Genomic DNA, 10,791 nt, shown 5'->3' on the forward strand with positions numbered 1-10,791 from the left:
CAGACAGTCGATATAATCTACTTGCAACCGTGCTAAAGATTCATCAATCCACTGCGCCATTAATGCTCGATCGGGTGTGGGCGATAGTTTGGTTGTAATATACAACTGCGATCGATCGACAGTTAACTCACGCTGGAGTGCCAGTCCCAAATATGTCTCGCTTTGTCCGTAGCCTCTGGCTGTTTCTAAATGGTTAATACCCATTTCTACAGCTTTACGCACGGTTTGGTAAGCTGTTTCCGGATCGGCTAAACATCGCATCGTTCCTAGGGAAAATGCGGAGATTGAAAGATTAGTTTTGCCAAAACGTCGGTAGTGCAATTAGGTGTTAGGTGTTAGGTGTTAGGTGTTAGGTGTTGGGTGTTAGGTGTTGGGTTTTTGGCACGCAATTGTATTTGTGTATTTAAGGCATCCTACCTCCAAAAAGTTATCTTGCCTAAAGCCTAAAGCCTAAAGCCTAAAACCTAATACCTAATACCTAATACCTAATCTAGGTGCCGAAAGATCGATCGCCAATATCGCCTAAACCTGGGACGATAAAACCATCTTCATTTACATGTTCGTCGATCGTGGCGGCGTAGATACTTAAAGTCGGATAAACTTCACTCAACTTTTGTAAGGCTGGCGGTGCGGCGATAATTGAAATAATCCGCACGAAAGCCGGATCGATCCCTCTTTGGGTTAATTCTCCCATTGCGTGCATTATCGTCCCACCAGTTGCCAACATTGGCTCGGCGATAATAATTCGCGTTTCGGGGTCGAAACGATCGGGTAATTTATTTAAATAGCAACTTGGGAGTAATGTCTCTTCATTCCGGACTAATCCTAGATGGTAAATTGCCGACTCTAGCGGTAATACGGATTGAATTCCCTCTACTAATGTCAATCCCGCTCTGAGAATGGGCACGATCGCTAGTTTAGTCTGCGGATGGACGAAAGTGGCTGTAGCCTCTGCCATCGGCGTGGGAATCGCGATTTCAATCGTCGGTAACCATTCTCTAATTGCTTCGTATGCCAACCATTTTCCTAATTCTGCCAAAGTTTGGCGCATAATTTTCGGCGAAGTTTCGACATTTCTCGCCATCCCCAACCAGTGCTGAATTAATGGATGTGGGGGAACGTAGACGCGGAGTTGGAGTGCCATAATCGGGGAGTGGGGGAACTGGGAGAGTAAGGAGTAAGGAGTAAGAAGTAAGAAGTACATTTAAAACCTAGGACGCAGTTCCAAAGCCTACAACCTAAAGCCTAAAACCTAAAACCTAAAATCTAAACCAACGCCTGATACGCAGCTTGCGTTAGCGATCGAATTTCGGCTAAATCGGGTGTGGTGACTGGTTCATCACCATTTGTATTTAACCACAATAAATACTCAATATTTCCGGCGGGGCCGACTAATGGCGACCAAGTTAAACCGCGATATTCCCAACCTAATTCTATTGCGGCGGCTAATACCCCCGAAATTGCCCCGGCTTGGGCTGTTAAATCTCGGACTACTCCATTTTTACCGATCGCACTTTTACCCACCTCAAATTGCGGTTTAACTAGCAATACGAGTTCTTGTGGCGGTGCCAGTAGCAGCTTTAAGGCAGGTAAAATTTTAATCAGGGAAATAAAGGAAACATCGACGACGGCTAAATCTGGTAATCTGACTGAATAATTGCCCTCGATCGGTTCGCCATAAAGCTCGGTAGGTGTCAAATGGCGAATATTGGTGCGTTCTCGCAATATTACCCGATCGTCTGTCCGAATTTTCCAGTCTACTTGCCCGTAGCCGACATCGATCCCATAAATTTGTTTGGCACCAGCCTGGAGCAGACAGTCGGTAAAGCCGCCTGTAGATATCCCCCCATCGAGACAAATTCGATCGTGAGTGACAATCTCAAATACATCTAAAGCTTTGGCTAATTTTTCACCGCCACGAGAGACAAATCTCGCCCTGGCTTTAACTTCTACCGTAGCCGTGAGTAAAATTGCCGTACCAGCTTTATCTACTACCTCACCATTGACGCGCACTTCTCCTGCTTGAATCCAGCGTTGTGCCAACTGACGAGAGTCACACAAATTGCGTTCTACTAATAGTACATCCAGGCGTTGTTTTTTCAAGTCAAAATAAAGATCGATAGCAAAACTTACTAACGATCTTAAACTAACATGGGGTCGTAGTGAATTGGTTTAACCGATTGCACCATCGCTGGCAACCGATTGACGCTCTGCGTTATGCCATAGTTGCCACAGGTAAGATTCTACCCGATCGGGTAGTCTGGTAATGAAGATTCCTTCGGCACTATACTCCCGATCGGAGAGCCAGTAGCCATCCAGCTCGATTTCTACCCTGTCGAGATCGCATTTACTTGCTGTTACTGTTGTCACGTTTTCGCGATCGAAATAAAAATTAAGTGCTGTGGCTTCACACACCACTTCTGGTAATAAGAAGCTGGCTGTTTCCGCACTGACAAAAATTTCTTCCCCCATAGATGTGGCAAATCTGAGCCTTTGTTCGACCCAATCTTCGAGATTAGACGTTAGTAGTTCAAAATGTGGTGCCGCTTCAGTATAAATCAATTTCAACATAGGCTCAGATCGACAGAGTTGGGTTACTAGCGTATCGCCGTAGTTTAAATAAAACTTGTGAGGAAATTGTGAGGGTGCGCTCCGATCGTTTGCTTAAATGAGAAATTTTTGCTTCAAGGGATGATAATTATTTGCCCTGTCACTAGCTTACCCGCCATTTTATCAGACCGAATTTGTTATAATTGTCATTAGTAGTAGTACGAACCCAAATAACCGAACTTAATCTCAAATACACCTGCCGATCTATAAATTCCGTAACTATCGACTTCCAAAAATATGACAAATGTACCTACTTACTGAATAATTAATAAAGTTTAGGAAATGTTTGCTTTTTAGCGCGAAAAACACTACACTAAATACACCACCCTGTCTAGACCGATTTCTCGGAGCAACTTAAATAATGCATACATTAAAGCGGACACCCACCACCGAAATGGAGGTAACTAGCATTCGCCTGGAGCGCGAGCTAAAAGAACGGCTGAAAGAGATTTCTGGCCATCAAGGATATCAAGCCCTAATCCGCGAGGTGCTGTGGAAATACGTCCAACAGAAATCCGGCGATTATCGCCATCGGTTCACATCTGAAGATATCCGCGCTACCGTTGCTGCAACTGCAAATGCGGAAGAACGCTGTGGTATTACTGGTAAAATCATCAACCCCAACGAACAAATGTTATTGGGTTTGACTAGTACCTGCGATTTGATTCCGCTGTCTTTAGATAGTTTAACCGCTGTGGCTCCAGAGCCAGTCGCTTAGAAAAAATCGACCGAGGCGATTTTACCTCGGTCTTTTCTAAAAGAGCCAAACAAAGTTAGATACATCGATTCACATCGATAACTAAAAAGCGATCGCCACCCCTGCTGAAACTAGCACTGAGTGGCGATCGCTTTTTGATGAATTGAGTAGAATGGCGAGATAATAATCTAAATATCTCGTTCGCTAATCTCGCGTGTCATGTGGTCGAATGGTGCATCGACACAGCTAGTATCGGTAACACCCGTCGCTGCTAATCGATCTTTGACTAGATCCTTAATAATTTGGATACCGCGAACTGTAGGTGCGATCGGAGTACCTAATGAATTATAAGTCTCCCGTAAACCTTGCAGCACTCGCTCGTCTAAGACATTCGTATCTCCAGCTACAATCGCGTAACTAGCATACCGCAGATAATAATCCATATCCCGCAAACAAGCAGCATAACGTCTGGTGGTGTAAGCATTACCCCCCGGACGGATTAATTCTGGAAGTTCGTCAAATAATTTCAAACTTGCTGCTTTGACAATTGCGGCTGCATTGGCATTAATTACCCCAGCAGCAGCAATTCTCGCCGCACCAGTATCAAAGTATGATTTGAGGCGATCGATGGCGTTACGGTCTAAATAACGGCCTGTTATATCGTAAGTTTTAATGAGATTTGTTACAGCATCCCGCATGAGATCGTCCCAACAATATATTCTTTTATCGGTTTATCAGTATCGCAGAAAACTGTCCTCATGTGCGACCGCCGCGTTACAATTCGCAATTGTCTGTTAATGTGCGATCGCTGCCGTTGATGCGATCGGCAACTACCAACTTTATTTTCACATTTTACTGGTGACTCATCGCCACAACACCGCTGGGATTTCTAGCCCAAGGATTGAGCCAATCGAACATTTTAGCAGGTCGATCGACCAAAGTGAGTTCTTCTGGGTAGCGAGGCTGGGGATCGATCGCCAGTACGATCGGCGGTACCATCATGGGATCGTAAGCAATCACCGTGTCTACAACTCCCGGACGGTGCTTGATTTGAACTTTTTGACCTGGATGATATATCGCTATTTCTTGTGCTTGGCTCCAACTCGCTCGATCTGCCATTACTACGATCCCCGTTATACTACCGATAAACTTTACTTATCTTGATGATACCTAGATTATCTATCGAAAATTAGGGTTTGGTTAAGTTTGATACTTTTTTTTAATATTTAGTGACGATCTTTTTTAGGCGATGGGAGACGGGGGGACTGGGAGACTGGGGACTAGATACATTTTTAATCCAAAATTCTCCTTACTTATTACTCCTCACTCCTTACTCTGTCGAGAAACGTTACGATAAGTTAAGAATTACTTAACTTATCGGGCGATCGGGATAACACATCGTGAGATCTATGACAAATCGAGGACTTTGGGTGGCACTGTCCTTAATTGGAATTTGGGCGACGAGTACGGTGCTCTTATTGAGCGCAGACTTGGCAAACATGCCTCTGTGGGCGAAATGTGGCGGCTTTGCCGTGCAGATGTTTTTGTACGTAGGACTGTTTGTGACGGCGCACGATGCCATGCATGGATCGATCGCACCTACAAATCCCAAGCTCAATGATGCGATCGGGTGGTTTGTATTATTTGTCTATGCAATGTTTCCATTTACCAAAATGCGTCAGATGCACAACCTCCACCACGATTTACCAGCGCGGGTAGGCGATCCGGACTTCCATAACGGCAAGCATCAAAATTTTTTTGGCTGGTACTTCAACTTTATGCAAAACTACTGGAGTTGGCTGCGGTTGGGGCTACTAATTTCTACATTTCACGTAGTGCATCAATTATTAGGCGTTCCCGAAGGTAATCTCGCTTGGTTTTGGGTGTTCCCCTCTGTAGCTAGTTCGTTCCAATTATTTTTATTTGGGACATTTTTACCCCACCGCGAACCTAGCGATGGCTATGTAAATGATTGTCGTGCTACCAGCACGCCTTTTTCTGAGTTTTGGTCGTTTATTAGTTGTTATCACTTTGGCTATCATGAAGAGCATCACGAATTACCACATTTAAGTTGGTGGGAATTGCCACAAGCGCGGAAAATCAGACTTCAGGAAGTTAGGGAATAGGGCATACAGGATAGGGGTGTTTATCACCTTCACGCCTTATCCTTTACCCTTGCGCTCTAATGCTTATTCCCTGGCTTAATTTAACGGCGAGATAACGACATTAAAATGCGGATGACATACCAAAACAGCAATGCTACCGAAGCAAATAGCTCCAGAGACGCTGCCACATATTGGTCTTTGGTATATTGATACATAATCTTAGATGTATCGTAAAGAATTGCCGCCATTGCAAATCCCACCATCAACACCGAGAAAAATAATCCGAGCTGAAAGCCGAAGATCGCACTACAGATAATTAAACCTAGTGCGACGAAGCCACCGATTTTGAGCGCGCCGCCTAAAAAGGTAAAATCTTTACCAGTGGTGAAAGCAACTGCGGTCAAACCCAAAAACATTAATGTTGTCAGAATTCCGGCTGTAGGAACGATCGTCGGACTATACAGTTCATTGGCAATATAAATGAGTGGTGCGAATAAAATCGCTTCCATCACCACATATATCGCCAGTCCAGTATATTGCAACGACACCGCATCGGCTCTACTTGCCAATCCTCGCGAGAACCAGCCTAAGAGCGAGAATCCAGCTAAGACTGCCAACCAAGTATATCGCCCGGTTAAGGCACTAGCCAAGGTTGCGGCAATCCCCGACTGAATTAAAAATGTCTCGATGATGATAAACGCACCAACCGCACCAGCCAGATGACCGTACGTTTTTTTGATGAACTCAGCTTGTTCTTGAGACTGTTCTCTAGCTACAACTTGCATAAATTAAACCTCTACAATTATCGATGCTCTACTCGCGATCGCCTGCGTCGCTACAAGTATGTAATAGATCCAGTTCCAACACCTCCGAATCCGGAAAGTTGTAAAATATCACACAGGCTTGCCTATTCAGATCTTAGCTATTTTTTGAAGCTTTAGGCTTTAGGCTTTAGGTATTAGGTATTAGGTATTAGGTTTTAGGAAATCTCCAAGTCCCCCAATCCCCCTCACTTCTTACTCCTTACTCCTTACTCCCCTCTCCCACATGTCTCACATCGGTCTGCTTTGTCCTGCTGAAACTGGTCATCTAAATACAATGTTACCCTTAGGTCGAGAACTGCAACGGCGGGGGCATCGAGTGACTTTTTTTGGAATACTTGATGCTGAGTCGAAAGTATTAACGGCTGGTTTAGAATTTAGATCGATCGGGGAGACTGAATTTCCGGCGGGAGCGAGTGAAAAGTTGTTTGCAGAACTCGGACAATTAAGCGGTTTGGCAGCTTTACGCTATACGATGGATTGGATCGAAAAATCTGCACTGATTTTCTTAGAAGAAGGGCCGAGTGTGTTAACTGATGCCAAAGTGGATGCTTTATTAGTCGATCAAATTGCGCCCGAAGGTGGTATAGTTTCTGACTTTTTAGATATCCCCTTCGTGACTCTTTGCAGTGCTTTACCTTTTAACCAAGAGCCGACTGTGCCGCCATTCTTTACAACTTGGATTTATAATTTAGCTTGGTGGGCGGTACTTCGCAATCGGGTTGTTTATCAGTTAACCAATCCGTTTGGTAAATCGATGCAAACTTTACGCACAAATTATCGCAAACTGTGGCAATTGCCAGCAGAAGTTAGTGCCGATTCGCAATTAGCAGTTTTAACTCATCAGCCTGCTGAATTTGAATATCCCCGTCAAGATTTACCGAGTTATTTTCATTTTACTGGCCCGTATCACGATCGCAGTAGTCGCAAACCAGTCGATTTTCCGTGGGATAAATTAACTGGCAAACCGTTGATTTATGCATCGATGGGGACGTTACAAAATCAATTAACCGATGTCTTTCAAACGATCGCGAATGCTTGCGTGGGATTGGATGCTCAGTTAGTAATTTCGCTCGGTGGGGCTAGTATCGATTCGTTACCAGAGTTGCCGGGAAATCCGCTGGTTGTGAGCTATGCGCCCCAGCTAGACCTATTGGAACGGGCGGCGGTGGTCATTACTCATGCGGGGATGAATACCGCCTTAGAATGCCTGACATCTGGCGTGCCGATGGTGGCGATTCCGGTTACTAACGATCAGCCAGGTGTCGCCGCGCGGATTGCGTGGACTGGTGCGGGTGAAATCGTTCCGTTGAGTAAGTTAACAGCTAAGAAATTGCACGCAGCACTGCAACTAGTACTAACGCAGGAAAGTTACCGTCAAAATGCCCTAAGACTCAAGCAAGCGATCGCGGCATCTGGCGGAGTTACCCAGGCGGCTGATATTATAGAGCAGGCGATATCTAGCAGAAAACCAATCAATCGGGTATGAATAAACAGACGATCGAGTTAAATGAATATACGGCTGCTTATATGAGTGTCGGTGATGGGATTCCGGTAATTTTATTACATGGGTTTTTTGGCGATGCCGAAACATTAGGATCGATCGCCAGTACACTAGCGAGTAATTATTGCTGTATCAGTTTAGAATTATTAGGCTTTGGCGATTCTTCTAAACCCGATTTGCGCTATGTTATCGGCGATCAGGTTGCATTTTTGAAAGAGTTTTTAACTGCAAAGCAGATATCTAAATTTTATCTAATTGGTTATTCTTATGGCTCCTGGGTAGCGGCTGCTTATGCGGTCGATCGCCACGATTTAGCAATTTCCACGCCCGATTTATTAGGCATGGTATTATTAGCTCCAGCCGGGATTAGAGACGATAGTTTTGTCGGTCGTTACGACCATCTAAGACCATTATTCTGGCAGACTCCTTTAATAGATTTGGTACTCAATTCGATCGCACCATTGATGAAGTTAATGGGAAGAGAAAAATCTTTTGAAACCATTCAGACTGCTCGTCATGCACTCATGACTCAACCCGCCGCACGATCGTTTTTACTCGATCGACTCGAACCAGAAGACGCGATCGATACCGTCGAAAAAGACATCGATCGGATCGATACGCCAACGCTAGTAATTGCTGGAGAAATTGACGGTACGATTCCCTTCTGGCACGCCCAAACTTATGCCGAAAAAATTCCCCATGCTAGTATCGTAATTATCCCCGCAGCCGACCACGATTTGGTACAGACACACAGCCAAGAAGTGAGTGAATCGATCGTTAAATACTGGAATCAATCGGCATCGATATAAATAAATGAAGTTGGTGGGAATCCCCCTAATCCCCCTGGGAAAGTGGGACTTTAAGAGCAAGCATCCAATAGGTTTGGGGGATTTTATATGGTTTAAGAATGCTATTTTATCGCCCAAAATTGTAACCAGCTCCGACTAAAAATCCCACATCGGCACTACGATTGCTGGGAAAACCAGCATTAATTCTGACTGTACCGATAAAATCTTTAGATAGGGGTAAATCGATACCGCCAGAAACAGCAGGACTGATATATAAACCCCGATCGTATCTTAGCATTGCGCCGCCGCCGATGAATGGTGACGCGATCGTTTGTCCGGCATTATTCCGAATGGGGAAATCCGCAGTTAAGATAATCATTGATGTAGCGGCACTCTTGCCAAAAAGCACAGTAGCATCGTGCAAAGATAAGTTATCGGTAAATCTAGCTTTGCTGAGAATTGCGACTCCCCCAGAGCCTAATGACGTGGTATTTCCACCCAATCCAATCGCCCCACCAATCCCGACATAACTACCGATTGAGGTATTAGTATTTTCAGTCGGGGGAGCTGGTTGAGCGGTAACGGGATTCGAGCTAGTTAAGCTCAAAATTATCAAACCGATCGGGACTAGCTTGAAAAAATTGCTAAAATAATGTGACATAATATCTCGAAGTAATTGTCAGATAATTTAATTAGGTTTGCATACTTATTACGTTATACGCTCGTAAATAGATTTTAGATTTATTTTTTATCGATATTTAGCAAAATATTTGCTAAGTAATTTCACGATCGATCTCCAGATCTATTTACAGGCGCGATCGTAGTTACTATTAGCCGTCGCCAGCTACCAAGCCAGCTCGACAAGATCGGTAATTTCACGGATCTAGATCTGTTAAGGTGTTGACAGGAGCTAGCTTGACGCGATCGAAACTTCCGTATTCATCGGGATGCCAAACCCCAGCACCGCCAGCATAATCAAGTTAGGTGAAGTGAGTTTTCATCCATATTAAAGTTGAATAGACGAGATAATCAGAGGCTAAATGTGGATCGAGCACCGAGTTGCGGCAAAATGTTGCTGTAGCTCGATCGACTCCACAGTCGCTCTGTCTAGAAGAAATGGCTAGAAAATGCTAAGATCGATGTCAGCACTTACGATCGATTAGCAGTAAATAATCATGAAGTTTAGTTTTTGTCGGACGATCGCGCGGTTATTTTTGCCAATATTACTGGTAGCGATCTCGCTGGTTACGATCGCAATTTCTTATCCCGATGCAGTACTAGCAGACGATTTTAGTAAGGCAATCTTACCTATCGATGCCGATTTTACGGGCAAAGATTTAACTACTTACGAATTTACGCAAGCAACCGTGCGTAATGGCAAATTTATTAATGCCAATATGACTGGCGTGAGTTTAATTGGTGGTAATTTTGAATCGGCAGATATGACTGGTGCAAATCTTACCAATTCGTTATTAGATACGGCGCGACTCACCCGTGTCAATCTCACCAATGCAATTTTAGTTGGTGCTTCTACTTCTGTGACTAATTTCGATGGTGCAATTATCGACGGTGCCGATTTTACCGATGTGTTGCTCCGCAAGGATGTTCAAATGAAGTTATGCAAGGTTGCTAAAGGAACTAATCCCACGACGGGAAGAAATACTAGAGAGTCGTTAGAATGCGCTTAATTTAGGAACTAGAGAATAGGGAAGAGTTATGTATGTAACTACATGAAAGATATCAGATCGTTAATAGTTACATTGCGCTGTTTTTCTATTTCTTGTAAACGCTGCTGGGTAGTGACAAATAACTGATAGTATTCAACCTTCTTGGCTAGATCTTCAGGCTCTTTGCTCTGTAATTTATTGAGATAGTATTTACGCTTTTGTTCGCAGGCAAATTTCTCCAGACAAGCGATCGCAGCTCTTAATACTAATGGCGATCGTTGAATTTCTTCGGCGGTATGTTCGTCTAAATTAAATAGATGCTTGACTTGACTAGATCGCACGGGATGTTCGGCGATCGAATCTTGTAATTTAGCAATCAATCGATCGTCTAAATAATCAATTTCTTCCGATGGAGAATCTTTATACCCAGATGAAGATCGATCGATAATCTGCTCCCACAAAAAGCGATGGTGAGCGAGTGTAAAAGTGAGATCGATCGAATCTAGCTCGTCGATAATTGTCAGGCGGTGGAGGGGATAATGGAGGTAAATCCGCAACAATAAGCTCTCGGCTTGCTCGATGAGTCTTTGATTGGGATG

The 10,791-nt window shown here is 44.1% G+C and carries 13 protein-coding genes and 1 pseudogene; 5 read left to right on the forward strand and 9 right to left on the reverse strand.

The genetic code is table 11. The features are described from left to right. From Q0R35_RS09305 to Q0R35_RS09320, 4 genes are all read right to left on the reverse strand, one after another. The coding region (locus Q0R35_RS09305) for an aldo/keto reductase (protein WP_295616607.1) at positions 1-261 on the reverse strand (261 nt) is incomplete at its 3' end. A 229-nt stretch (positions 262-490) separates the two neighbouring features. Continuing rightward, entirely contained in the window at positions 491-1,144 is a 654-nt protein-coding gene (upp, locus tag Q0R35_RS09310) for a uracil phosphoribosyltransferase (protein ID WP_295616610.1), read from the reverse strand. 122 nt (positions 1,145-1,266) lie between these two features. Next, positions 1,267-2,103 (reverse strand): TlyA family RNA methyltransferase, encoded by an 837-nt coding sequence (locus tag Q0R35_RS09315; RefSeq protein ID WP_295616614.1) that lies wholly within the window; start codon positions 2,101-2,103, stop codon positions 1,267-1,269. Between the two features lie 69 nt (positions 2,104-2,172). After that, positions 2,173-2,571 (reverse strand): alr0857 family protein, encoded by a 399-nt coding sequence (locus tag Q0R35_RS09320; RefSeq protein WP_295616617.1) that lies wholly within the window; start codon positions 2,569-2,571, stop codon positions 2,173-2,175. A 400-nt stretch (positions 2,572-2,971) separates the two neighbouring features. Between Q0R35_RS09320 and Q0R35_RS09325 the strand changes: the two genes are divergently transcribed. After that, positions 2,972-3,328, forward strand: coding sequence for a hypothetical protein (locus Q0R35_RS09325; RefSeq protein WP_295616619.1), 357 nt, complete (start codon positions 2,972-2,974; stop codon positions 3,326-3,328). Between the two features lie 167 nt (positions 3,329-3,495). On the opposite strand, the gene apcB is transcribed toward Q0R35_RS09325, so the two are convergent. Then, complete coding sequence (apcB, locus tag Q0R35_RS09330) at positions 3,496-4,005, reverse strand: allophycocyanin subunit beta (protein ID WP_295616622.1); 510 nt, start codon at positions 4,003-4,005, stop codon at positions 3,496-3,498. A gap of 154 nt (positions 4,006-4,159) precedes the next feature. Next, positions 4,160-4,426: a hypothetical protein gene (locus Q0R35_RS09335; protein ID WP_295616624.1), complete on the reverse strand. Its 267-nt coding sequence runs from the start codon at positions 4,424-4,426 to the stop codon at positions 4,160-4,162. Positions 4,427-4,716: 290 nt separating this feature from the next. Between Q0R35_RS09335 and Q0R35_RS09340 the strand changes: the two genes are divergently transcribed. Further along, entirely contained in the window at positions 4,717-5,433 is a 717-nt protein-coding gene (locus Q0R35_RS09340; protein ID WP_295616628.1) for a fatty acid desaturase, read from the forward strand. A gap of 80 nt (positions 5,434-5,513) precedes the next feature. On the opposite strand, the gene Q0R35_RS09345 is transcribed toward Q0R35_RS09340, so the two are convergent. Then, positions 5,514-6,197: a Bax inhibitor-1 family protein gene (locus tag Q0R35_RS09345; RefSeq protein WP_295616631.1), complete on the reverse strand. Its 684-nt coding sequence runs from the start codon at positions 6,195-6,197 to the stop codon at positions 5,514-5,516. 262 nt (positions 6,198-6,459) lie between these two features. On the opposite strand from Q0R35_RS09345, the gene Q0R35_RS09350 reads away from it, so the two are divergent. Together Q0R35_RS09350 and Q0R35_RS09355 are read left to right on the forward strand one after the other, a co-directional pair. Continuing rightward, the gene (locus Q0R35_RS09350; RefSeq protein ID WP_295616634.1) at positions 6,460-7,722 is read left to right on the forward strand and encodes a glycosyltransferase; all 1,263 of its coding nucleotides are present in this window, start codon (positions 6,460-6,462) and stop codon (positions 7,720-7,722) included. Next, complete coding sequence (locus Q0R35_RS09355; RefSeq protein ID WP_295616637.1) at positions 7,719-8,546, forward strand: alpha/beta hydrolase; 828 nt, start codon at positions 7,719-7,721, stop codon at positions 8,544-8,546. The genes Q0R35_RS09350 and Q0R35_RS09355 overlap by 4 nt, the downstream gene beginning before the upstream one ends. Positions 8,547-8,652: 106 nt before the next feature. Here Q0R35_RS09355 and Q0R35_RS09360 read toward each other — a convergent pair whose 3' ends face one another. Continuing rightward, positions 8,653-9,186, reverse strand: coding sequence for a hypothetical protein (locus Q0R35_RS09360; protein ID WP_295616640.1), 534 nt, complete (start codon positions 9,184-9,186; stop codon positions 8,653-8,655). Positions 9,187-9,700: 514 nt separating this feature from the next. On the opposite strand from Q0R35_RS09360, the gene Q0R35_RS09365 reads away from it, so the two are divergent. Next, positions 9,701-10,213 (forward strand): pentapeptide repeat-containing protein, encoded by a 513-nt coding sequence (locus Q0R35_RS09365; protein WP_295616643.1) that lies wholly within the window; start codon positions 9,701-9,703, stop codon positions 10,211-10,213. Positions 10,214-10,251: 38 nt separating this feature from the next. Here Q0R35_RS09365 and Q0R35_RS09370 read toward each other — a convergent pair. After that, positions 10,252-10,791 (reverse strand): annotated as a pseudogene (locus tag Q0R35_RS09370) (DNA primase); the annotation flags it as partial.

Source organism: Chamaesiphon sp. GL140_3_metabinner_50, from assembly GCF_025361915.1.
Taxonomy (GTDB): Bacteria; Cyanobacteriota; Cyanobacteriia; order Cyanobacteriales; family Chamaesiphonaceae; genus Chamaesiphon.

Coding starts and splice junctions, on each gene's coding strand:
- Q0R35_RS09340 (WP_295616628.1), top strand. CDS start 4,717: ATGACAAATCGAGGACTTTGGGTGGCACTGTCCTTAATTGGAATTTGG.
- Q0R35_RS09355 (WP_295616637.1), top strand. CDS start 7,719: ATGAATAAACAGACGATCGAGTTAAATGAATATACGGCTGCTTATATG.
- Q0R35_RS09350 (WP_295616634.1), top strand. CDS start 6,460: ATGTCTCACATCGGTCTGCTTTGTCCTGCTGAAACTGGTCATCTAAAT.
- Q0R35_RS09365 (WP_295616643.1), top strand. CDS start 9,701: ATGAAGTTTAGTTTTTGTCGGACGATCGCGCGGTTATTTTTGCCAATA.
- Q0R35_RS09345 (WP_295616631.1), bottom strand. CDS start 6,197: ATGCAAGTTGTAGCTAGAGAACAGTCTCAAGAACAAGCTGAGTTCATC.
- upp (WP_295616610.1), bottom strand. CDS start 1,144: ATGGCACTCCAACTCCGCGTCTACGTTCCCCCACATCCATTAATTCAG.
- Q0R35_RS09335 (WP_295616624.1), bottom strand. CDS start 4,426: ATGGCAGATCGAGCGAGTTGGAGCCAAGCACAAGAAATAGCGATATAT.
- Q0R35_RS09360 (WP_295616640.1), bottom strand. CDS start 9,186: ATGTCACATTATTTTAGCAATTTTTTCAAGCTAGTCCCGATCGGTTTG.
- Q0R35_RS09325 (WP_295616619.1), top strand. CDS start 2,972: ATGCATACATTAAAGCGGACACCCACCACCGAAATGGAGGTAACTAGC.
- Q0R35_RS09320 (WP_295616617.1), bottom strand. CDS start 2,571: ATGTTGAAATTGATTTATACTGAAGCGGCACCACATTTTGAACTACTA.
- apcB (WP_295616622.1), bottom strand. CDS start 4,005: ATGCGGGATGCTGTAACAAATCTCATTAAAACTTACGATATAACAGGC.